Below are 23,404 nucleotides of genomic sequence, written 5' to 3'. Positions count from 1 at the left end.
CATGGCAGTAGACTTACTACTTGGACTCCAGTGGGGAGATGAAGGCAAAGGAAAAATTGTTGATTATCTTACCCAAAATTACAACATTATAGCAAGATTTCAGGGTGGGCCCAATGCAGGCCACACTCTAGAATTTGACGGGATTAAGCACGTTTTGCACACCATTCCATCTGGTATATTTCATAAAGATGCTGTTAACGTAGTTGGGAACGGAGTTGTAATTGATCCTGTAATTTTTCAAAAAGAAATCAATGCTCTCGCAAAATTTAATCTCGACTTTAAAGAGAGCTTGTTAATATCCAGAAAGGCCCACATTATTTTACCAACGCATAGACTACTTGATGCGGCTTCAGAAACCTCAAAAGGTAAAGCTAAAATAGGCTCGACCCTGAAAGGAATTGGTCCAACATATATGGACAAAACTGGTAGAAACGGATTGCGAATAGGTGATTTAGAATTCGATAACTGGAAAGAAAAGTATAGGCAACTTGCTAATAAACATCAAGCATTGATCGAATTCTACAATGTAGATGTTCAATACAATTTGAAGGAACTAGAGCATGAATTTTTTGAAGCTGTAGAAGCCATTAAGACCTTAAAATTCATTGATTCTGAAGAATATCTTCATCAGGCGCAAGTTAATAATCAAACTATATTGGCGGAAGGTGCACAAGGATCCTTATTAGACATTGACTTTGGGACTTATCCCTTTGTCACCTCTTCCAACACTACAGCTGCAGGCGCTTGTACAGGTTTAGGAATTGCTCCGAACAAAATCAAAAACGTATTTGGAATTTTTAAAGCCTACACGACAAGAGTTGGTAGTGGGCCTTTTCCAACAGAATTATTTGATGAGGATGGTGCTAAAATGGCCAAAGTTGGTAATGAGTTTGGGGCAACAACTGGTCGCCCGAGACGTTGTGGCTGGCTTGATTTGGTCGCCTTAAAATATGCGGTACAAATTAATGGCGTCACTGAACTGATGATGATGAAAGGCGATGTGCTAAGTGGCTTTAAAACTTTAAAGGTTTGTGTCGCTTACAAATACAATGGAAAAGAAATTCAGCATTTACCTTACAACATAGAAGAAGAAAATTTAGAGCCGGTTTATAAAGAATTTAAGGGCTGGAAAGAAGATATTTCTAAGCATTCCTCTTTTGATTCACTTCCGCAGGCATTGAAAGATTATGTTAAATTTATTGAAGATGAATTAAATGTTCCTATCAAAATTGTTTCTGTTGGTCCAGACAGGAAAGAAACTATAGTAAGATAATAGATGAGAATAGAATTACAAAAAACCTCTAGATACCTGGAGGTTTTTTTGTTTTGAAAATAATAAAAGGTTGATTTTTAAAAACTTAACAAATCATTTTAGTTAGTTGTATCAAATTGAAAGCTTTCTTTATCTAAATTGTAACATATTATAATAAAACTCTTAAAAAAATATGGCTAATTCAAATTTTGACAGAATAGACGCTTTACTTCATCAAACCACCTATCTCGATAAGGGGCAGCTTGTGACCTGGGAGGGAAAAATGGATGAGGTACATTCCAGCATATCTTCAACAGCAGATTACAAGCCTACTTTACTGGGGACAGTGCCTCATATGGATGAGGATACTGCTTTAGGTGTGTTGGATTCTGCTGTTAATGCTTATGACCATGGGAAAGGCGAATGGCCAACCATGAAAGTTAAGGACAGGATGTCGTGTATGAAAAACTTCGTTGAGCTCATGGAAACCAAACGTACAGAAGTCGTGAAGCTTCTCATGTGGGAAATAGGTAAAACGCTTCCAGATTCAGAAAAAGAATTTGACAGGACTGTAGAGTATATATATGATACTATCGAAGACTATAAACAGTTGGATAGAGACAGTGACACCTTTGAAAAAGTAGGAGGTATAAATGCTCACATCAGAAGAGGTCCACTTGGTGTGGTGCTGTGCCTAGGACCTTACAACTATCCTTTAAATGAAACCTTTGCGCTGCTTATTCCAGCTTTGATCATGGGAAATACAGCTGTTTTTAAACCTGCTAAACACGGGGTCTTATTATTATCCCCACTTTTAGAAGCCTTTCAAAAAAGTTTCCCCGCTGGAGTTATTAATGTGATATATGGGCGCGGTAGAGAAGTAGCCGCACCAATCATGAAAACGGGTAAGATCGATGTGTTGGCGTTAATAGGGAATTCCAAATCTGCCATAGCACTGCAGGATCAGCATCCGCATAAAAACCGGCTGAGATTAATTCTCGGTTTGGAAGCCAAAAATCCAGCCATCATTCTTCCTGATGCGGATTTAGACTTAGCTATTGAGGAGTGCATCAATGGAACGTTATCCTATAATGGACAACGTTGCACCGCTTTAAAAATAGTCTATGTCCACGACGACATTAAAGAGGAATTCAACAAGCGCTTTTCAGAACAAGTAGACGGCTTAAAATTTGGTCAGCCCTGGGAAGATGGTGTGAAATTAACGCCTTTGCCAGAGCCTGGCAAGCCAGCTTATATACAAGAACTCATCGATGATGCTCAACAGAAAGGAGCTAAAATTCTCAATGCAAAAGGCGGAGAGACCTCAGAAAATTATATATACCCGGCGGTTTTATACCCTGTAACAGAGTCGATGCGCGTCTATCAGGAAGAACAATTCGGTCCTGTGATACCCGTAAAGTCATTTAGTGATATTCATGAGTTACTGGATGAAATCGCTACTTCAAACTATGGACAGCAAGTAAGTCTATTTGGTGAAAATGTAGAAACTCTAGCTCCACTTATAGACGTTTTGGTCAATTTAGTCTGTAGAGTCAACTTGAATAGTTCATGTCAACGTGGCCCTGATGTCTTACCATTTACAGGACGAAAGGATTCTGCTGTGGGCACCTTGAGTGTACACGATGCCTTAAGGTCTTTTTCCATACGAACTTTTGTGGCTTCCAAGGACAATCCTAAAAACAATGAGATTTTAAAGAAACTCTTGAAAAGCAAAAAATCAAATTTTGTAAATACGGATTATTTGCTTTAGATCAAGGCATAAAATAATTTGTAACGGAAATATGTTTTACAGAGATAAGCTATAAAACATATTTCCGTTTTTTATTTTAATGACTATGCCCGCCACCACCTTCACTTTCTACAACATCAAATGCTCCTTTAGTTAAAAAGCTGTGTTTTGATGTTATCGTTTTAGTGTTTAAAATAGGTTTAAAACCATTCTGAGGTGCCGAAGTTTCTACTTGGAGCATGTCAAATATATACCTTTCCTCAGTTTGATCAACAAGGTTTAGAACATATGACTTGTCATTTTTTTCAACAAAAGCGGTTTCTGGTAAAGCCATCAGCTTTTTGGGATCGTGGTCAACGAAAGCCTCTACATACATGCCCACAGCAAAATTTTGATCTTCATCATCGGGATGCGCATGAACTTTTACCGTTCGGTTTGAGCCGATTTCTGCGCCGACCAACTTCACCTCCGCCATGAACTCCTCATCGGTCTGTTCTGGCAACCTGAAGCTAAGTGACTGTCCTTTTTTGATTTTTAGAATATCTTTTTCAAACACGTCTAGTTCTAAATGAATATGGTCTGTATCTAAGATTTCCATCATCATGGTGGATTTGCTGACAAACAGGCCCTGAGAAATGGATAATTTTGAAATTTTTCCAGATAAGGGCGCATAAATGTGAATCTCAGAATTGAAGTTCCCGCTTTTTACCTTGTTTAAAGGGACGTTCATCAATTTTAAAGTTTCTTCAAGACCAGCTACGCTAGCCTTCACCCCTCGATAATCGCTTTTGGCCTTTTGAAACACCTTTTCAGAAATGACCTGGTCTTTAAATAAATTCTTCTTTCTGTTGAATTCAGCTTCCAAATATTCTAATTGAGTAACATCTTGTAAATACCGCTGCTGTAGTTGAATAAACTCCGGATTTTCCAAAGTGACCAGCAGATCTCCTTTTTTTACGGTATCGCCAATCAATAAATGGGTTTTACTCACGTAACCCTCAAAAAAAGAACTTATAGAAGCCCTGTTTTCAGGAGGTACGTCTATCATTCCCGTGATTCGAAAACGATCTGAAAATTCTATAGTGTCAATAGTTCCAAGTTCAAAACCTCCGTTTTCAAATTGAGTTGTGGTGAGAATGATTTGATCATCATCCACTTCAGTTTCTTTTTCTTCTGAATTTGATTCGTTGGAATTGCAGCTCAGCACCAACAAGCTTAAACCGAGTAGGAAATATATATAAGGCGTCTTCATATTAAGTTAGTTTAAAGTGAGATAATTAAGAGAGATGACGATAGCATTGAAGTCCATAAGCTGCTGCAAATACTCTAGTTTGATCTGTTGAGCTGTTTCGAGACTTTGTATAAATCTGAAGAAATCAATTTCCCCATTTTTAAAAGATAAATTGGCTGTTTTGAAAATTTCGTCGGCTACTTTCAGTTGTCCATCTTCAAAAGTAGCCAAACTTTGATCCTGACTGGAAAGAGAGTTGATAAGCGCTTTTTGCTTTTGCTCTAGCTGAATTTTGGTTTCTTCCTGAGCCACAGCCATCATTTCATTTTCCAATTGTCGAGCTTTTATTTTAGATCGATTTCCAAAGAACAACAAGGGGATGTTCAATCCTATTTGATAACCTTCAAAGTTTTTGTCGATGCTAGAATTGCTTCGCATAAAGTAACTTGCACTTATTCCAGGCAACAATTCATTTTTAGCAAGTTGTTCACTGCGTTTGGCTTGTTGGGTTTGTAATTCACTCAACACAAAATCGGGTAAATTTTCAACACCATTGAGGTTGTCTAAGGTGAATCGGTGTGGGGTTTCACCTTCAATAGAAAGTTCAACGTCAGACTGAACAAAAGATCTTATCTGGTTGGAGGTATTCACTAACTGACTCCTGACTTTTACAAGCTGAGCTTCAACTTGCTTTTGTTTTGACTGAGCAGTTATTTTTTCCAGATAAGTCGATTCCCCCTCTTCAAATTTTCTGCTGGCCATCCTGGAAAAATCTTTATAAATACTGTCCAGGTACTTATAAATCTGAAGCCGCTCTTTAATAATCGAATATTGCATATAGCTGATCTCTAAATTTTTGAGCTTCATCCTTTCCTCAATTGAATATGAGGTAGCGGCAAGTTCAGTAGTTACTTTATTCAGTTTTAAGCGGCTATTGTAAACTGTGGGAAAATCAAAATTTTGGATAATACCCCATTGGTATAAAGGTCGATTAGCAATCGGGTCGGCTTCAGCTTCATCATAATTTTGATAAATTTGAGCCTTATTAAACGTAAAGGCTTGGCCTTCGGCTGCTTCAGCTCGATTTATATTAAGTTGAGAAGCATTTAGGCCCCTGTTGTTGTCAAGCATTTCAGTTTTAAGCTGATTCAGTTCAGGGTTTTGAGCCTGACTTGAGAAGATGCCACCAAGTCCCAAAAAGATGACTAAAATTGTGGTTTTTGGCATTTTTATAGATTTAGATTTTCCTTCAAAAATATAATACAACACAGGAAGGATAATTAGCGTGAGTAGGGTGGAAGTGATGAGTCCGCCAATAACTACAGTAGCCAATGGTCTCTGCACTTCGGCTCCTGCACCCGTAGAAATAGCCATAGGTAAAAATCCTAGAGCTGTAGAGCTGGCTGTGAGTAAGACTGCTCTAAGTCGGTCTTGCGTAGCTTCAATGATGTTGTCTTTATTGAGCTCTTTGTTGTCATTTTGCAGGTCTTTAAAATATTCAACCAAAATGATCCCGTTCAAAACGGCAATTCCAAACAGAGCAATAAAACCAACCCCTGCCGAAATGCTAAACGGCATATCTCTTATCCACAGTAAGAAAACACCTCCAACGGCAGAAAAAGGAATAGCTGTAAAAATAAGTAAGGCGTCTTTATAATCTCTTAAAGCAAAATAGAGCAGCACAAAAATAAGTACAAGTACAATCGGAACAGTGATTTGCAAACGTTTGGTGGCGCTTTGCAGATTTTCAAATTGACCTCCGTAAGTCAAGGTGTAGCCAACAGGGAGGCTTAGGTTATCATTGAGGATGCCTTGAATATCTTCTACCACCGAGGCCAAATCGCGATTTCTTACATTTACGCCCACTACAATCCGTCGTTTGGTTTCATCTCTGGAGATTTTAGCAGGCCCTTTAGAATAGGAAATGTCGGCCACTTCGCTCAACGGAATTTTGCCTCCGTTTGGAGTATCTATAATCAAGTTTTGAAGGTCTGAGATATCTCTTCTTTTATCTTCCTGTAAGCGCACAACCATATCAAACCGCTTTTCGCCTTCAAAGACTACTCCTGTTTTTTGTCCTGCAAATCCAGCGGAAATGATGTTGTTCAAGTCTTCAATATTCAACCCATATCTTGCAATTTTAGAGCGATTAAAATTCACCGCCATTTGTGGTAAGCCTACAATTTTTTCAACAGAAATATCTGCAGCTCCATCGACATCGTTTATAAGCCTTTGGATCTCATTTCCCTTTTGGGCCAGGATATTTAAGTCGTCTCCAAAGATTTTAATAGCGATATCAGATCGCACTCCTGTGATTAATTCGTTGAAACGCATTTCGATAGGCTGCGTAAATTCGATGTCCATTCCTGGAATGATAGCTAAGGCTTCTTTAAATTTTTCGGCTAGTTCTTCTTTTGTTTGGGCACTGGTCCATTCGTTTTTAGGTTTAAGCCGAATGATCACGTCAGAATCCTGCATAGACATCGGGTCGGTTGGTACTTCAGCAGCGCCTATTCTGCTTACAACTTGTGTTACTTCAGGGAAATTATCCAGGAGAATCTTTTCTATGTCGGTAGTGCGTTCAATCGTACTTGAAAGGGATTTACCTGTCTTCAGGATAGGTTGAATCACAAAATCTCCCTCATCCAGCGTAGGGACAAATTCACCTCCCATCTTTGTAAAGGTGAACACCGCTAAAACGACTATAGCTAGAGCTGAAATCACAACAAGTTTTGTGTGGTCTAGAGCCCATCTAACCGAAGGGATATAAACTTTTTTGACCTGATTTAAAAATCGAGTCGATAGGTTTCTAGCTTTCAGTTGCTTAGGATTTAAGAATAAACTACAGGCCACTGGAATCCAGGTTAAACATAAAAACATAGCTCCCAATAAGGCAAAGCCAAAGGTTAATGCCATGGGTCTAAACATTTTTCCTTCTACACCCGAAAGCGTAACAATAGGAATAAAGACAATCAAGATAATAAGTTGTCCAAATATGGCAGAATTCATCATTTTGGAAGCTCCCTTCAGGCTTATCCTATCTTTTTCTGAAGTGTAGCTAGCCCCCGTTAAAGATTTGAATTTCTCAGATTTCTGTAACATCTTAAAGGCGACAAATTCAACAATAATGACTGCTCCATCTATAATAATTCCAAAATCTAAAGCCCCTAAACTCATTAAGTTAGCATCGATATTAAAGATATACATCAAACTAATGGCAATAAGAAAACTCAATGGAATAACTGAGGAGATAATTAATCCTGATCTCAAGTCACCGATGAGCAAAGTCACAATGAAAGCGACCACCAGAAAGCCTAAAAATAGATTTTCTGCAACTGTAGAAGTGGTTTTGCCAATGAGTTCACTTCTGTCTAGAAACCCGTTGATATACACACCTTCGGGCAGACTCTTTTCAATCTGTTGAAGTCGGTCTTTTACGGCATCAATAACCTGTTTGGAGTCAGCATCTTTAAGCATCATGATTTGACCGAGTACTTTTTCGCCTTCACCATTTCCAGTGATAGCACCAAATCGTCTCGCAAATCCAAAGCCTACTTCTGCGATATCGCCGATGAGTATGGGAGTTCCATGTCTGTTTTCAACACTTATATTTCGAATGTCTTCCAGACTTTTTACCAATCCGTTTCCTCGTATAAAATAGGCTTGTTCTTCTTTTTCAATATAGCTTCCGCCGGCAATACTGTTGTTTTTTTCTAATGCTGTAAATACCTGCTGAATGCTAATATTTCTGGCTTGAAGCTTTTCGGAAGAAATGGCAACTTCATATTCCTTCAGGAATCCACCCCAGGTATTGATTTCAACAATGCCAGGAATTCCAGAAAGTTGGCGTTTCACAATCCAGTCTTGGATGCTTCGGAGTTCCATGACGCTAAACTCGTATTCATAGCCAGGTTTGGTCTCCAGCGTATATTGGTAAATTTCTCCAAGGCCAGTGGTAATAGGTCCCATCTCTGGAGTTCCGAAATGTTTGGGGATGTTTTTTTCTACTTTACTAAGTTTCTCCGCTATAAGCTGGCGAGGTAAGTAGGTGCCCATGTCATTTTCAAATATGACAGTAACTACGGATAAACCAAACTTGGAAACCGAACGTATTTCTTTTACCCCTGGTAGATTGGACATCTCCAATTCAACCGGATAAGTAATGAACTGTTCCACATCTATAGTAGATAAACTTCTTGACGTGGTAATGACTTGGACTTGATTGTTTGTAATATCAGGGACAGCTCCTACAGATATGTGGTTAAGGCTGTAAATCCCGAAACCTACAATAAAGCTTAGTATCAAGATGATAAAGAATTTAGACTTTAAGCTAAATTCAATGATTTTAGAAAGCATGAATTTTTAAATTGAAAACTGTTAAACACTAGTTGATATATTAAATCAACTCTTGCTTCGGAGGATGTAAGATTTCAATTTGATACAGGGTAATAAACAAAGCCTTATAGCTGAAGTTATGCCTTGGTTCTTTGTTGTCTTGAGGGGAGTCTAAATTAAATACAGAATCAAATTCTGAAATAAAATTATGCTGAAGAAGATGATGGTCTGGGTAAGGAAGATCATCATGCTCATTGTGTTCGTTTTCATGAGCATCTTTTTGAATGCCATAATGTAAATCGATAAATTCTAAAAATGAATTTTCTTTTTCTGTACTATGAAAATTATAATGATCTAAAAGGTTAGAAAATTTGATCACGTTGGAAGCACACAATCCAAAAGCCTGAAGACTCAACACTAATGTTAAAGTATATGTGACCAATATTTTCATATAACAAACTTAGAGTAAGCAATTCAATTCTACAAGATGGATTACTTAAGATTTACTAAAGTTTATATGTAAATTTTTATTTAAAAAAATGAGACCAGACTGGAATTGATTAATTTTACACTAAATTGTATTAATTTGAAATATCTCCTCCTATTCATTTGCTTTACCTTTTCTACCTCTGCATTGTTTGCTCAAGAAGGTAAAAAAATAGACTATACCAGTGACAGAACTCGTGTAGATGAAGAGAAATATCCAGACGCTACGATTCTGCAAAAAGTCCAAAACCAGGTTTATTTTATTCATGAAGGTATCGAAGTATGGTGCGACCGTGCTATTTTCTATCAAACTGATAGTTTTTTTAAAGCATACGGGAATGTAAGGATGAAGCAGGGGGATACTGTAAATATGACGAGTAAATATGCAGAATATAATGGCAACACGCAATTTGCTTTTGCCAGTGAAGATGTGGTATTGACCACCCCAAGTAATAAATTGACTACAGATTCTTTATTTTTTAATAGAGTAAAGCAGGAAGCATTTTATAGAACAGGAGGCAAAGTTCAAGATTCTGCATCCACGATTACAAGCATCAGAGGGAGATATTTCATGAATCAGGAAAAATTTTCTTTTAGGCAAAATGTGAAGGTGAGAAATCCAGAATATGATATTGATACAGAATTTTTAGATTTTTATTCAGAACAGGGGCACGCTTATTTGTACGGACCTTCAACAATTACGAGCGAAACCAGTGTGGTGTATTGTGAACGTGGGTTTTACGATACCAGAAAAGACAATGGTTTTTTTGTAAAAAATTCTAAAGTGGATTACGAAAACCGAAAGCTGGAAGGCGATAGCATTTATTTTGATAGACCTACTGGTTTTGCATCAGCAACTAATAATATAAAAATTACAGACACTATTAACCAATCTTTGATTACTGGGCATTATGCAGAAGTTTTCCGAATGAAAGATTCGCTTTTCATCACAAAAAACCCACTGGCAGCTATAAAACAAGAAAAAGACTCTGTCTATATAGCTAGTGATACATTGATGGTGACTGGTGAAGTAGAAGACAGGAATATAAACGCATTTTATGATGCAAGAATTTATAAGTCTGACCTGAGTGGAAAAGCAGATTCCATTCATAGTAATGAAAGAACCGGGCTTACCCAGTTGATTCGTCAACCAATTTTATGGTCAGGAGAAAGTCAAATTACTGGAGATACCATTCATCTAATAAGTGATACGGAAACTGATGAACTCGATTCTTTGAAAGTTTTTTTCAATTCATTTATGATACAAAAGGACACTATAGAAGGATACAATCAAATAAAAGGAAAGGAACTTTACGGTCTTTTTGAAGACAATGAGATTTATGAAGTGGATGTTATCAAAAATACAGAATCTCTTTTCTATGTGCGAGGAGATGACGGAGAACTGATTGGGATTAATAAATCCTTGTCCGCAAAGATCAAAATTTTGTTTGAAGATCAAGAAATTGTAGATGTGATTTATTACACTAGTGTAGATTCCGACACATACCCAAGTTCTCAGTTTCCCGAAAATGAAAAAAAACTCAAGAATTTCAATTGGCGTGGAGATGAAAGGTTATTAGAAAAAGCAGATTTATTTAAAGGACGAGACAGTATCATTTTGCCCAAAATCAAAGGAATCGAAGATCCGGAAATTTATGACGATTTTTTTGAGGGCATGCGAACACTCAATACAAATTCCACACTTAAGGATTCGACTTTAAGACCAACTCAGGAAGATGAAGTTCCAAAAGTACCTAAGAAATCTCCGAAATTGAAAGCTATACAGCCAAGTAATGAACAGTGATTTTATAAATTATCAGGCGCAAACTACTCCACATCCTCTAGGTATGGAGGTAAGTTATGCAGAAGGCTCTTTCATTTATTCTACAGACGGTAATCGATATCTGGATTTTGTGGCGGGAGTGTCTGCTTGTGGTTTAGGACACAGACCCCCAGCCGTAATAAGTGCTGTAAAAGCTCAACTTGATAAATACATGCACGTCATGGTTTATGGCGAGTACATTCAATCCCCAGCCGTTGAGTTTACCAAATTACTGGCTAAATACTTACCAGAACCACTTTCACAAACATATCTAGTAAATAGTGGAACTGAGGCAATAGACGGGGCAATGAAGCTAGCGAGAAGGGCGACAGGAAGGAGTCAAATTATCGCTGCCAAAAATTGTTATCATGGGAATTCCTATGGAGCACTCAGCTTGATGGATTATGAAGAGCGCATCGCGCCATTCCGCCCCTTGGTAGGCGATATTACTCATATAAGATTTAACGTGGATACCTGCCTTAGTGTCATTACAAAGTCAACGGCAGCTGTCATTTTAGAAACAATTCAGGGTGGTGCAGGGTTTATCCTTCCCAACAAAGATTACTTGAAAAAAGTGAAGCAGAGGTGCGAAGAAGTAGGCGCGTTATTGATTTTAGACGAAATCCAACCTGGATTTGGAAGAACAGGTAAGCTCTTTGGATTTGAACATTTTGATGTGGTTCCAGATATCTTGGTAATTGGTAAAGCCATGGCTTCAGGATTGCCAGTTGGAGCCTTCACGGCATCTAAAGCTTTAATGAGCTTGTTAAGTGATAAACCAAAATTAGGTCATATTACAACTTTTGGAGGTAATCCAGTCATAGCAGCAGCTTGTAAAGCAACTTTAGAAGTTTTAACCACCTCCTCCATTATAAAGGAAGTTGAGCTAAAAGAGCGACTGTTCAGAAAATTGCTCCAGCATAAGCTTATTTTAGAAGTAAGAGGAAAAGGGTTGATGCTAGCCCCTATATTTAAAAATGCAGATATTGCCAATCGAGTTGTAATGAGAGCAAAAGACAAAGGACTTATTTTGTTTTGGCTGCTATATGAAAAACAAGCAGTGAGAATTTCACCACCGCTGACTATTTCAGAACAAGAAATTGCTTTAGGCTGTGGCATCATAATTGATATACTCGATACATATTCTGACTCCGCAAATGGTGAATAACTTGTGGAAAACATTTTCAAAAATCTCACTCAGTATTGAAAAAAGACGTTTATCTTAACCTAAAATTAAATCATTTTATATGCAATTAGGATCCTCTCACCACGAAGACTTCGACTTCCCGATAGAGAAATTTGAAATGATGTTAAAAACCAACGAAGTTTTATTTTTTGATGCTGCGGAATTTGAAAACATTATCGGTCATTATATCGATAGTGGTCGTCTTGCTTTGGCCAAGAAAGCCCTTAAACTTGCTTTAGATCAACATCCAAAATCAGTCAATTTACTTTTGATGAAAGCTGAGCTTTTTACTTTTGAAGATAAGTTTGAAAAAGCTATGGATTTACTTGAAGATTTGAAATCTTTAGAACCTAACAATGAGGAAATATATATATTGATAGCGAATATTTATTCCAAGCAGGACTTACATATGGATGCTATTGAGACCCTAAAAGAAGCTCTAAATTTCGCAGATGATCTCATCGAAATTCATAGCATTATGGGTATGGAGTATTTATTTCTGGAAGATTTTGAGAATGCAAAGGAGAGTTATATCCAATGTTTGGAGAATGATGAAAATGATTATACTGCACTTTATAATATCATTTATTGTTTTGATTTTTTAAATCAAAATGAAGAAGCTGTACAGTTTTTAAAAAGCTTTCTAGACCGCCAACCTTATTGCGAAGTTGCGTGGCATCAACTAGGCAAATTGTATTTTGAGAAAAAGAGATATGATAAAGCCTTAGAAGCTTTTGATTATGCTATTATTTCAGATGAATACTTTATAGGTGCCTATCTTGAAAAAGGAAAGGTGCTTGAGCGCTTAAAAAGATATAAAGACGCTATTGAATGTTATACCTTAACACTTCAAATAGATGATCCTACTGCTTTTGCTTATTTAAGAATAGGAAAATGTTTCTTAAAGTTGAACGATCCAGAAAAAGCACTGAAGCATTATAAAAAAGCTTTACACGAGGATCCACTTTTGGATAAAGTATGGTTAGCCCTTTCAGATTATCATGTCAAAATAAAAGATTACAAAAAAGCACTTTATTACATCAATAAGGCCATCAATATTGATGAAGAAAATGTACTGTACTGGAAACATTTTGCGATTATCAATTTGGAATTAGATAACATAAAGGATTCTGCTTTTGGCTTCAAGAAAAGTTTAGAATTAGGTAATTACGAATTAGAAACGTGGATCACTCGTTTGGATATACTTATAGAGCTAAAGCATTATAAGGATGCTCTCCAAACTTTGAAACATGCTGAAGATTTCTTTTCAGATTTTGCAGAACTGGAATACAGATATGCAGGGGTCTATTTTGAACTTGGAGAACTAGAAAAGTCCAGAAAACATTTCGAAAAAGCTACATTCCTAGATCCCAATTATAGTTTTATCATGAATGATTTATTTCCCAATTATACTTTAGGCTAATCCTTTTTAGCCGAAAGTAATTAGTTTTGGGTCTATTGTGACGTTGCTGAAATTAAATTGTTCGGCAATGTATTTCAAAGTGCTGGGTGTGTAAAAAAAGACGTGAGTGGGATCATTATTGTACCACCAGTCTTTGAAATAATCTTCGCTAGCATGGTCTTTTAAAATACTCGTTTTACAGAATAATTTACCCGTAGGTCTTAATAGTTTTCTCAATCTTAAAAATTCATCTTTAGGACCATAAAAGTGCTCCATAACTTCACAGCAGATAATAAAGTCATAGGTGTTGTCCAGCACTTTCTCATCAGGTTGAAAAAAAGGATCGTACAATGCTATCTTTTTAAAACCCTTTTGCTCTAGCACTACCGAAGCTACGGGTCCAGTGCCACAACCATAATCTAGACCATCAGAATCTTCAAAAAAATGATTCGCAATGGCCTCTGTAATAGGACTTACAAAGTTTTGATATCTTGGATCTGTAACATCATTATTATGTTCTTCATATCTAGATTTTTCTGAGGATACGTCTATGAAGCTTTTAGGATGTAAAAACACAGAAGAGCAGCGTTTACATTTATAGTAATCTCTGCCATGCTTACCTATAGAGCAAAAATAATCCGCTATGCTTTCGCATAACGGACAATAATAATGTGACTCAGGTTTATTGAAATTCACTACAACTCTTTAATTTTCCGTAGTTTGGTTTTCCACATCTCAAGATCTTCTTTCAATTTGTCCATGTTTTTATACACCTCTTTTACCAGAGGATTCTCTCTATTGTCTTCAGAGAAAAATTGAAGATTGTTTTCTAGCTGTTGTAATTCTGACTTGGTTTCATCTATTTTTTTCCTCAAAAAGGTTTGTTCTTTATAGATACGTTGAGAATCATCTGCTTCTTCCAGATTTTGAAGTCTGTTTTGGTACTTCATCAATTCGGCGTCCGTCTTACTGATGTCAATCTGCTTAAAGATTTGATCCAAAGCTCTGTTGAATTTATTTTCAACATAACGCTTATTTGCAGGAACCATTCCTATTTCATTCCATTTTGAGATATAAGATTTGACGAGTTTAACTGTATTTTCCTCGTTTTCACTTATAGTTTCATCTTTCAGTTTTTGAATGAGTTCTCGTTTTTGATTGAAAGCCTGCATTTCTTCATTGCTCTCATCGTTTTTATTGGCGTGAAATCTATCAAAATAATGATTGCAAGCAGCTTTGAATTGCTTCCAGATTTTATCAGAATCTTTTCTTGGAACGTGACCAATTTTTTTCCAGTCGTTTTGGATTTTCTTCATGAGCGGAGTAGTGCTTTTAAAATCATCACTATCCTTGTGTTCTTCTGCTATTTTTATGAGCGCTTTCTTTTTCTCTAAATTCTCGTACTGTTCGGCTTTTAATTCTTTATAGAAATCATTTTTATTTCTATTGAATTCTCTTGTCGCTTTTCTGAAAGCATCCCAGGTAGCATCTTGTTTTTGTTTTGGTACGCTTCCTGCCCTAAAAAACAAATCTCGAAGTTTATTTACATTTTTGATGCGTTCTTGTGCATCCTTATGCTGAGTGATTTTACTCTCTGTGAGCTTCTGAATTTGCTCGATAATATCAAGCTTTACTTTAAGGTTTTCTTCTCGCTTTTCATCGAGTTTCTCAAAGTAAGCCTGGCGTTTGTCATGAATCTGCTTGGTAGCTTCACTAAATTTCTCCCAGATTTCATCTCTAAATTCTCTTGCTACAGGACCCAGCTCTTCCTTCCACATTTTGTGAAGTAATTGTAACTCCCGAAAAGCCCTGTTGACGTCTTCTTCCTGAGTCAGTTCTTCTGCACGATTAATGATTTTCAGTTTCTGGTCCAGATTGTATTTGAAATCCATATCCCTAAACTCCCTGTCCAGATGTAAGAAATCATAAAATCGCTCTATATGGTGATGGTAATTATTCCATACTGTATTATAATCACTTCTTGGAACTGGTCCTGCATTTTTCCAGCGTTCCTGCAGTTCTTTGAACTGTTTAAAACTAGAATTCATGCTTTCTCCAGAGCCGATCATATTTTTTAACTCTTCTATAATTCCAAGTCGAGTCTTAAGGTTAGAGCTCAGGTTTTTCTTCAGTTGAGAATAATGCTGGTCTCTTTTTTCACGATAATCAAAATAGATGCTATTAAAGTTTTTCTTCACTGGTGAAGAATAGTGAAAGTCTATAATATTGCCGCCGTCGGCAATAAACTCTTCTTTCTTTTCTTCTACTATATCATTGAACTTTTTATCAAATTCAATTTTAATATTGTTAACGTGATCTTTTATAGATTGAACCTTCTCTTTTTTTACCAAATTCTCCAGCTCAAGCACTAGCTCATCCAGGGACATGGCATGGTAATCTTTCATTTCTATTTCATGTCTTCTCGCTACATCTTTATCTTCGCTGTCTTCAGCATTGGCTTCATCAATATCCTGGTCTTTTGATTCTCCATTTTCTTTAGAATTTTCCTCTGCTTCATCAGAACTTTCTTCTTTTTCTGCAGATTCTCCTGAAGCCTCATTGGTGACAGCTTCATCGGTTTTAGAGATAGCTTTTTCGTCTTTTTTTTCTATATCTGAAGCTTCTTTCGATGTAGTTGAAGTTTCACTTTCATTTCTCTCCTCTTCTAAATTTGCTTCAGTTGATTTAGATGTTTTTTCATCTTTAGGAGTTTTTTCAATAGAATTCTGCTTTGAAGTGTCTTCAACTGGTTTGGAGACGTTTTCTTCATTTATATCCTTAGGATCGTTCTGTTCTGACATGTCTTTCAATGTTAAGGTTCGTAAATTCGTTGAAAGATAACAACTACCAAGCTACCTCACAAAAAATTGAATAAAATTCGTCTATAAATCGGCTTTAAAAGTGTTAACTCAACTTTAACGGCAACAGATTAAACTGTATTTACATCAATAAGTCCTATAACCGAACTAAAAACCAAAACTTGTGTATAAAAAGATATTGATCATACTTGCATTTTTACCTGTTGTGGGATTTGCGCAGAAGTATGAATTGACTGGAAAAGTGATAGATGCCTCTCAAGATTTTCCTTTGGAATATGCTTCAGTTTCAGCTAGAAGTCCAGAAGACGGTGGTGTAGTAAATGGTGGTGTGACAAATCGTGACGGAGTTTTTTCAATAGAACTTGAAAAAGGGACTTACAATTTAGAAATCGAATATATTTCTTTTGAAGTGAAGAAAATGAATAATTTCACTATAGATAAAGACACAGATCTAGGGACTATAAAACTTGGTGCTAAAGCAGATGATCTGGATGAGGTTACAGTAGTTGCTGAAACCACTCAAGTAGATGTGAGATTGGACAAAAAGATTTACAATGTAGGAAAAGATTTAACTACCTCTGGAGGGACTGTAAGTGAAGCACTGGGAAATGTTCCTTCGGTTACAGTAGATATTGATGGTGCTATAAGTCTACGTGGTAATGATAATGTTAGAATTCTTATTAATGGTAAGCCTTCATCTGTAGCAGGTTTTGGAGATCAGGATGTCTTTCAGCAGCTTCCAGCCGATGCTATAGAATCGGTAGAAGTAATTACGAGTCCTTCGGCTAGGTATGATGCTGAGGGTTCTGCAGGAATCATCAATATTATCTTAAAACGTGAAAAAACACTTGGGTTTAATGGCTCTTTTAGAGGAACCTTAGGTGATCCAAAAAATTCTGGGGCCTTTGCAGATTTAAATTTAAGATCTGACAATTTCAATATTTTTACAAGTGTAGGTTACACAGACAGAAACAGGCCTGGTAATGCATTATTTGACACAGAATATAGAGAATCTTCAAATTCAACTTTTGATAGAGTATTGGAAGACAGGCGTTATGACAGAACCGGACAGAATTTAAATATAAATTCAGGAGTAGAATATTTTATCGATGATATGTCATCGGTGACTGCTAGTTTTTTTGGAAGAATTGGTGATGATAGAGATGTTACTACCAACTTTAATCAACGATTTGATAGAGGAGAGCTGGACAGTCGGACTTTAAGAATTGAAGAGGAAATTGAAGAAGACGAACGTTATCAATTTGCAATGAATTATGAAAAGCGCTTTGATAAAGATAACCGTGATCACAAGTTGACAGCAGACATACAATATTCCAGAAAAGATGAGATTAAGCCCTCTTTAATCGATGAAAATGTTGTTATTAATAATGCTGAAGTCGCTTTTCAAGATAATTTTGAATCAGAGATTGAAGACAGTTATTTGATTCAAGCAGATTATGTAAGACCTATGGGCGATGCGCAATTTGAAGCAGGTTTTAGAGGTGATTATTCTGACCAGTCTCAAAGTTTTCTAGTCGAACGCCTTGATGTTGATACCGGAGAAATATCACCAGATGCAAATGTCTCCAGTGATTTTGATTTTCAACAGAATGTTACTGCAGTTTACACTCAATACGGTGACAAAATTGGTGATTTTTCTTATTTGCTCGGATTGAGATATGAGCAAACTCAATTAAAAGGTAATACCACTCCACTTTTTCCTAACGATGTTTCATCTCCAGATGTTTTAGATGTACTTGATTTTGATAAAAACTTTGGTGGATTTTTTCCAACTGTAAATTTGGTTTATGAATTAGGCGAAGATGAAAATGTAACTTTAGGATACAACAGGAGAATCAATAGACCAAGAAGTTGGTTTTTGAATCCATTTCCATCTCAGTCCAGTAGAATTAATGTATTTCAAGGTAATCCAGATTTAGATCCATCCTTTGCAAATGCTTTTGATTTAGGATACTTAAAGCGCTGGGAAAAACTTACGCTAACAGGTTCAGTTTATTATCAAAGAGAAACTGATGCATTTGAAAGAATCGAAAGAGATACAGGCAGAAGAACCGATGAAGATAATATACCAATTATTGAAAATATTCCAATTAATCTAGCTACAGAAGAACGCTATGGTGCTGAAGTAGGTGTGCTCTATAACCCGGCAAAATGGCTAAGAACCAACTTAAGTTTTAATTATTTCAGATTCGAAAGTGAAGGTGATTTCGAGGGCACACCATTTGGAGCAACCAATGAAAGTTATTTTGGAAGATTTAGCTCAAACATAATTCTGCCCGGAAAGATACAATGGCAGACCAATGCTTTTTACAGAGGTCCAAGGGTAAACGCTCAAACAGAGACTGATCCTATTGCTTCTGTAGATATGGGATTGAGTAAAGATTTTTTAGAAAATGAAAGTTTGACAGTTTCTTTAAATGTTAGAGATTTATTTAATTCTAGAAGAAGAGATCAATTCACAATAGCAGATAATTTTATACGAGACAGCTCTTTTCAATGGAGAGTAAGGCAAGTTACTGCTACTGTTGTGTATAGGTTTAATCAACAAAAAAGAGAGCAGAACCGTCGAGGAGGTGATGACGATGATGGCGGTGGTGAATTCGGTGGTGCACAATAAACTTAGTTGAACTATAACCAACAAAAAAGGCAGGAAATCTATAGATTTCCTGCCTTTTTTGTTGAATAATATAAATTGATTTAGTCGTCTTTCTTCTTTTTACCTTCCTTGATTTCTTTCAGCCTTTCTATTAAAGACCCTCCAATCCAATAGGGTATAATCGCCGTTAAGAAAATCAATAACCAAAACCCTATGGTTAAAATGAGTAAAAAAAGTAAAAACCCTAAATATTGATCAAATTCGAACATCGGAATAAATTTTGTTTACGCAAAGATAAATAAACATTGAAATACACGCTCACAATTCATCAAAATAATTCTCTAGAAATTGAATCTTAAAGGCTACTCAACTTAATATTTCTTAAATTTGACAAACAAAAAAATCATACTATGTCCTACAGAATAGAAAAAGATACCATAGGCGAAGTCCAAGTGCCATCAGACAAACTTTGGGCAGCACAGACGGAGCGATCGAGAAATAATTTTAAAATCGGGCCACAAGGCTCTATGCCTTTAGAAATTATCTATGGCTTCGCTTATCTGAAGAAAGCAGCAGCGTATACTAATGCAGAATTAGGTGTTCTTGAAGAAGAAAAAAGAGATTTAATTGCTAAGGTATGTGATGAGATATTGGAGGGTCAACACGATGATCAGTTTCCTTTAGTAATCTGGCAAACAGGCTCTGGAACTCAGAGTAATATGAATGTGAACGAAGTGATTTCTAACAGAATTCACCAGCTGCAAGGTCATGAATTGGGAAAAGGAGATAAATTCGTATCACCAAATGACGATGTCAACAAGTCTCAATCTTCCAACGACACGTTTCCAACTGGAATGCATATTGCGATTTACAAAAAAATTGTAGAAGTTACGATTCCCGGGGTATCACAGCTTAGAGACCAACTTCAGAACAAAGCTGAAGCCTTCAAAGATGTAGTGAAAATTGGAAGAACTCATTTCATGGATGCCACACCGTTAACGCTTGGACAAGAGTTTAGTGGATATGTGTCTCAGTTGAATCACGGACTTAAGGCTTTAGAAAACACACTTCCTCACCTTCATGAATTAGCGCTTGGAGGAACTGCGGTAGGGACAGGTTTAAACACCCCAGAGGGCTACGCCGAAAAAGTTTCAGCTTATATTGCTGAATTTACCAAACTACCTTTTGTATCTGCTGAAAATAAGTTTGAAGCGCTTGCCGCTCACGATGCTTTAGTTGAAACTCATGGTGCTTTAAAACAACTTGCTGTATCTCTTAACAAAATTGGGAATGACATCAGAATGTTGTCTTCCGGACCACGAAGTGGTATTGGAGAAATCACCATCCCAGCCAATGAACCAGGTTCTTCCATCATGCCCGGAAAAGTCAATCCAACACAATGCGAAGCTTTAACCATGGTTTGCGCTCAGGTTATGGGTAATGACGTAGCTGTTGGAGTTGGAGGCATGCAGGGTCAGTTTGAATTGAATGTATTCAAACCTGTTATGGCGGCCAATCTATTACAGTCTGCTCAATTGATTGGGGATGCCTGCGTATCTTTTGATGAAAATTGTGCGGCTGGGATTGAACCCAATCAGGAACGAATCGATGAATTATTGAGAAATTCACTAATGCTGGTTACCGCCTTAAATACGAAAATCGGTTATTACAAAGCTGCTGAGATTGCCAATACTGCTCATAAAAATGGAACTACTTTGAGAGAAGAGGCGGTTAATTTAGGCTACACTACCGAAGAGGAATTTGACAAATGGGTAAGACCAGAAGACATGACAAATTCTAAATAATTTTAAACCTCTATGATTTAAAGGAAGAGTTGTCACAAAACAATAAATTGTCACCTTTTCCCGATGTTTCGGGAGTTTCAAGATCTAAATATAAATTGGTAATCAATTATTTTAGATTCTGAAGTAAACCTACCTGTTTTGCGCAGTTAGGCGGGTTCATAAAGACGAAAAATGGGTTTTGTGACAGCTCTTTTATTTTGAATAACCATCAAGAATAGCTTCCGCAGAAAAGCCATCTAGTTTTCCATACCTGTGGATACACACATTGACGGGAAGAGGTTTTAACACTCCTTCCAAACCTTCGTAATAATGAATGTCTTTTTTTAAAGTTACAGTTTCATCAGGTTGGTTTTCTGGTGTATGGCTTTCAGGAATGATCAATAAAAAACTAAGTTCTTTATAGGTTGAAAGCCACTCTTTCAAGATGACATCAACTTTCGACATGATTTCGGTGGTGAATGGAGGATCAAGGCACCAATGCCCGGGATTTTCTGGCTGATCTAGATTGAAAAAACTCCCTGCACTTCCAAAAGTTTCGTCGGTATCTTTGAATAAACTGTAGAATTGGGCTTCTGGTTTACCTAGTAGTCTTGCATTAAAAGGTGAAGCAAAACCTTCATTTCTAACGCCCCAGTCGTAAAATAAATCATAAACTTTTTGAGGCGGACCAATGTGTCGGGTTTCTGCATAAATTGAACCATACCTTAAAGCAGATCTTAAAATGGCATTCATGGCTATAGCTTCATCAGATGCAGTTTCTACAAAATGAAAAGCCTTATCGATATATTGATTACGTTTCAATTTATAATCTCCTATCTCAAAATATTCAGCATTAATTTTTCCAGATGATGGAGTTTCTATAGTCTCAAAGTAAGTTTTTGCTGCATCTTGGATCAACTGAAAACAATGCTGCGCTTCAATCTCATTCAGTATTAAATTAGCATATTCAAAACCAGATTTAATGCTATCGTAGTCAATCTTTAAAAATAAATCCTGGCCATAAATGTCATGACTTGGCTGTAAATTCATTAGTGTGTTTTCAAGTCCAGCTTTTACTTGAGCTCTGTCTCCTTTTACAGAAAGATATTGAAAAACATCTTCAAGTATTTTTTGGCTCAATGCCCAATGTTGGTATTCATCTTTTACTTCTGAATGTATGTCGATAAAATTCATGTAGTGTTTTTTAAAGATCTTTTAAATTACAAAGACCCTTTGGCTTAATTATTATTAAAGGATTTCTTTAATATTTTCTGGTGGTCTACCAATAACAGCTTTATTGTTATTTATAACAATAGGGCGCTCGATTAATTTTGGATGCTCATGAAGTGCTTCAATCAGTTCTGAGTTTGTCAGCGTTTTACCTTTATAGCTCTCTTTCCAGATTTTTTCTTGTGTTCTCACAAGGTCTATTGGAGAAATTCCAAGTTGATCAAGAATAGATTTAATTTCATCTTTGGAAGGTACTTCGTCTAAGTATTTAATAATTTTAAAATCTTTTCCAGATTCTTCCAAAATGGCCAAGCCTTCTCTGGATTTTTTACATCTCGGGTTGTGGTATATCTTTATCATAAGGTATCTGTTTCTTTTTTCTGTCCACTGCTCATGAGGAAAGTTTTCAAAAAGGAGTCAATATGTCCATTCATCACATCTTCTACATTGCCACTTTCATGCCCAGTTCTTACGTCCTTCACTAGTTTATAAGGATGCATGACATAGTTACGAATTTGCGAGCCCCACTCTATACTTTTCTTTTCAGATTCAATTTCAGTTCTGGCAGCCTGTTGTTTTTGAAGCTCAATTTCATAAAGCTGAGACTTCAACATTTTCATAGCTTTTTCTCTGTTTTCGAGTTGAGATCGCGTTTCAGAATTATGTATCACAATGCCACTGGGATGATGTGTCAAAATAGCTTTAGTTTCTACTTTGTTCACATTTTGGCCACCGGCACCTCCAGATCTGGCAAAATCCCAGCCAATATCTGAGGGGTTGATATCAATTTCGATCGTATCGTCTACCAAAGGATAAACGTAAACCGAGGCAAAAGAAGTGTGTCGCTTGGCATTACTGTCAAATGGAGAGATTCTCACCAGGCGATGCACGCCGTTTTCACCTTTCAACCAGCCAAATGCGTAATCGCCTTCAATTTCCAAAGTCACCGTTTTTATGCCGGCGACATCACCCGATTGGTGGTTGAGTTCCCTTATTTTGAAACCTTTACGCTCTGCCCACATGACGTACATTCTCATCAGCATTTCGGCCCAGTCGCAACTTTCAGTTCCGCCAGCACCAGCTGTGATTTGTAAGATGGCCGTGAGGGGATCGCTTTCTTCAGAAAGCATATTCTTGAATTCTAAATCTTCAATAAGTTCGAGAGCTTCATCGTGTTTCTCTTTGATTTCCTCTTCAGAGACGTCACCATCCTCATAAAATTCGAATAAAACATTGAGGTCTTCAACTTTTTGCTTGGCTTCATCAAAGCTTTTGATCCATTGCTTCTCATCATTGATGGCCTGCATCAGCTTTTGGGCTTGTTGAGGTTTGTCCCAGAAGTCCGGAGCAAATGTTTTTTCTTCTTCGTTGGTGACTTTTACGCGCTTGGCATCTAAGTCAAAGATATTGGTTTAAGGAAGTGATACGCTTATTTATAGTCTTGATAGATTCAGAATTGATCATGATCGTAATTTTGTTCAAATTTAAAA

At 36.8% G+C, this 23,404-nt stretch carries 16 protein-coding genes; 7 read left to right on the top strand and 9 right to left on the bottom strand.

All coding sequences use genetic code 11. The features are described 5' to 3' along the window. Position 1: 1 nt before the first annotated feature. Together LB454_RS04145 and LB454_RS04140 are read left to right on the top strand one after the other, a co-directional pair. Positions 2 to 1,273 (top strand): adenylosuccinate synthase, encoded by a 1,272-nt coding sequence (locus LB454_RS04145; protein WP_224463360.1) that lies wholly within the window; start codon positions 2 to 4, stop codon positions 1,271 to 1,273. 172 nt (positions 1,274 to 1,445) lie between these two features. Further along, positions 1,446 to 3,023, top strand: a complete 1,578-nt coding sequence (locus LB454_RS04140; protein ID WP_224463359.1) for an NADP-dependent glyceraldehyde-3-phosphate dehydrogenase — start codon at positions 1,446 to 1,448, stop codon at positions 3,021 to 3,023. 76 nt (positions 3,024 to 3,099) lie between these two features. Here the strand turns inward: LB454_RS04140 and LB454_RS04135 are convergent, their stop codons facing one another. The 3 genes from LB454_RS04135 to LB454_RS04125 are packed head-to-tail and all read right to left on the bottom strand — an operon-like array spanning position 3,100 to position 9,019. After that, positions 3,100 to 4,254: an efflux RND transporter periplasmic adaptor subunit gene (locus tag LB454_RS04135; protein WP_224463358.1), complete on the bottom strand. Its 1,155-nt coding sequence runs from the start codon at positions 4,252 to 4,254 to the stop codon at positions 3,100 to 3,102. Positions 4,255 to 4,260: 6 nt separating this feature from the next. Beyond that, positions 4,261 to 8,589: a CusA/CzcA family heavy metal efflux RND transporter gene (locus tag LB454_RS04130; protein ID WP_224463357.1), complete on the bottom strand. Its 4,329-nt coding sequence runs from the start codon at positions 8,587 to 8,589 to the stop codon at positions 4,261 to 4,263. Between the two features lie 40 nt (positions 8,590 to 8,629). After that, positions 8,630 to 9,019 (bottom strand): hypothetical protein, encoded by a 390-nt coding sequence (locus tag LB454_RS04125; protein WP_224463356.1) that lies wholly within the window; start codon positions 9,017 to 9,019, stop codon positions 8,630 to 8,632. A gap of 135 nt (positions 9,020 to 9,154) precedes the next feature. Between LB454_RS04125 and LB454_RS04120 the strand changes: the two genes are divergently transcribed. The 3 genes from LB454_RS04120 (at position 9,155) to LB454_RS04110 (ending at position 13,485) form a co-directional block, all read left to right on the top strand. Next, complete coding sequence (locus LB454_RS04120; RefSeq protein WP_224463355.1) at positions 9,155 to 10,858, top strand: OstA-like protein; 1,704 nt, start codon at positions 9,155 to 9,157, stop codon at positions 10,856 to 10,858. Next, positions 10,848 to 12,044, top strand: a complete 1,197-nt coding sequence (locus LB454_RS04115; protein WP_224463354.1) for an aspartate aminotransferase family protein — start codon at positions 10,848 to 10,850, stop codon at positions 12,042 to 12,044. The genes LB454_RS04120 and LB454_RS04115 overlap by 11 nt, the downstream gene beginning before the upstream one ends. A 79-nt stretch (positions 12,045 to 12,123) precedes the next feature. Beyond that, the gene (locus LB454_RS04110) at positions 12,124 to 13,485 is read left to right on the top strand and encodes a tetratricopeptide repeat protein (RefSeq protein ID WP_224463353.1); all 1,362 of its coding nucleotides are present in this window, start codon (positions 12,124 to 12,126) and stop codon (positions 13,483 to 13,485) included. A gap of 6 nt (positions 13,486 to 13,491) precedes the next feature. On the opposite strand, the gene LB454_RS04105 is transcribed toward LB454_RS04110, so the two are convergent. Then, positions 13,492 to 14,160, bottom strand: a complete 669-nt coding sequence (locus tag LB454_RS04105; protein ID WP_224463352.1) for a class I SAM-dependent methyltransferase — start codon at positions 14,158 to 14,160, stop codon at positions 13,492 to 13,494. Next, positions 14,160 to 16,265 (bottom strand): DUF349 domain-containing protein, encoded by a 2,106-nt coding sequence (locus tag LB454_RS04100; protein WP_224463351.1) that lies wholly within the window; start codon positions 16,263 to 16,265, stop codon positions 14,160 to 14,162. The genes LB454_RS04105 and LB454_RS04100 overlap by 1 nt, the downstream gene beginning before the upstream one ends. Positions 16,266 to 16,446: 181 nt before the next feature. Between LB454_RS04100 and LB454_RS04095 the strand changes: the two genes are divergently transcribed. Next, positions 16,447 to 18,921, top strand: a complete 2,475-nt coding sequence (locus tag LB454_RS04095) for a TonB-dependent receptor domain-containing protein (RefSeq protein WP_224463350.1) — start codon at positions 16,447 to 16,449, stop codon at positions 18,919 to 18,921. An 80-nt stretch (positions 18,922 to 19,001) separates the two neighbouring features. Here LB454_RS04095 and LB454_RS04090 read toward each other — a convergent pair whose 3' ends face one another. Continuing rightward, on the bottom strand, positions 19,002 to 19,169 hold the full coding sequence (locus tag LB454_RS04090; RefSeq protein ID WP_224463349.1) for a hypothetical protein: 168 nt from the start codon (positions 19,167 to 19,169) through the stop codon (positions 19,002 to 19,004). A gap of 141 nt (positions 19,170 to 19,310) precedes the next feature. Here LB454_RS04090 and fumC point away from each other — a divergent pair, with 141 nt between their 5' ends. Further along, the gene (gene fumC / locus LB454_RS04085) at positions 19,311 to 20,705 is read left to right on the top strand and encodes a class II fumarate hydratase (protein WP_224463348.1); all 1,395 of its coding nucleotides are present in this window, start codon (positions 19,311 to 19,313) and stop codon (positions 20,703 to 20,705) included. A 192-nt stretch (positions 20,706 to 20,897) separates the two neighbouring features. Here fumC and LB454_RS04080 read toward each other — a convergent pair whose 3' ends face one another. The 3 genes from LB454_RS04080 to prfB form a co-directional block, all read right to left on the bottom strand. After that, entirely contained in the window at positions 20,898 to 21,878 is a 981-nt protein-coding gene (locus tag LB454_RS04080; RefSeq protein ID WP_224463347.1) for a PCIF1 family methyltransferase, read from the bottom strand. Between the two features lie 54 nt (positions 21,879 to 21,932). Then, positions 21,933 to 22,274, bottom strand: coding sequence for an arsenate reductase (glutaredoxin) (gene arsC / locus LB454_RS04075; protein WP_224463346.1), 342 nt, complete (start codon positions 22,272 to 22,274; stop codon positions 21,933 to 21,935). Continuing rightward, positions 22,271 to 23,378 (bottom strand): peptide chain release factor 2 gene (gene prfB, locus LB454_RS04070; protein WP_224463345.1). Its coding sequence is split into 2 segments (ribosomal slippage): positions 22,271 to 23,314 and positions 23,316 to 23,378, totalling 1,107 coding nucleotides; the frame shifts between segments, so codons are not numbered across the junction. The genes arsC and prfB overlap by 4 nt, the downstream gene beginning before the upstream one ends. Positions 23,379 to 23,404: the final 26 nt, after the last annotated feature.

The organism is Psychroflexus montanilacus (assembly GCF_020164535.1).
GTDB lineage: Bacteria > Bacteroidota > Bacteroidia > Flavobacteriales > Flavobacteriaceae > Psychroflexus > Psychroflexus montanilacus.
The sequence above is the reverse complement of the archived record's forward strand: the minus strand, read 5'-3'. Positions and strand labels throughout refer to the sequence as shown.

Bases quoted from the DNA above. Each gene is read 5' to 3' on its own strand.
- LB454_RS04145 (WP_224463360.1), top strand. From the start codon at position 2: ATGGCAGTAGACTTACTACTTGGACTCCAGTGGGGAGATGAAGGCAAA.
- LB454_RS04140 (WP_224463359.1), top strand. From the start codon at position 1,446: ATGGCTAATTCAAATTTTGACAGAATAGACGCTTTACTTCATCAAACC.
- LB454_RS04135 (WP_224463358.1), bottom strand. From the start codon at position 4,254: ATGAAGACGCCTTATATATATTTCCTACTCGGTTTAAGCTTGTTGGTG.
- LB454_RS04130 (WP_224463357.1), bottom strand. From the start codon at position 8,589: ATGCTTTCTAAAATCATTGAATTTAGCTTAAAGTCTAAATTCTTTATC.
- LB454_RS04125 (WP_224463356.1), bottom strand. From the start codon at position 9,019: ATGAAAATATTGGTCACATATACTTTAACATTAGTGTTGAGTCTTCAG.
- LB454_RS04115 (WP_224463354.1), top strand. From the start codon at position 10,848: ATGAACAGTGATTTTATAAATTATCAGGCGCAAACTACTCCACATCCT.
- LB454_RS04110 (WP_224463353.1), top strand. From the start codon at position 12,124: ATGCAATTAGGATCCTCTCACCACGAAGACTTCGACTTCCCGATAGAG.
- LB454_RS04100 (WP_224463351.1), bottom strand. From the start codon at position 16,265: ATGTCAGAACAGAACGATCCTAAGGATATAAATGAAGAAAACGTCTCC.
- LB454_RS04090 (WP_224463349.1), bottom strand. From the start codon at position 19,169: ATGTTCGAATTTGATCAATATTTAGGGTTTTTACTTTTTTTACTCATT.
- fumC (WP_224463348.1), top strand. From the start codon at position 19,311: ATGTCCTACAGAATAGAAAAAGATACCATAGGCGAAGTCCAAGTGCCA.
- LB454_RS04080 (WP_224463347.1), bottom strand. From the start codon at position 21,878: ATGAATTTTATCGACATACATTCAGAAGTAAAAGATGAATACCAACAT.
- arsC (WP_224463346.1), bottom strand. From the start codon at position 22,274: ATGATAAAGATATACCACAACCCGAGATGTAAAAAATCCAGAGAAGGC.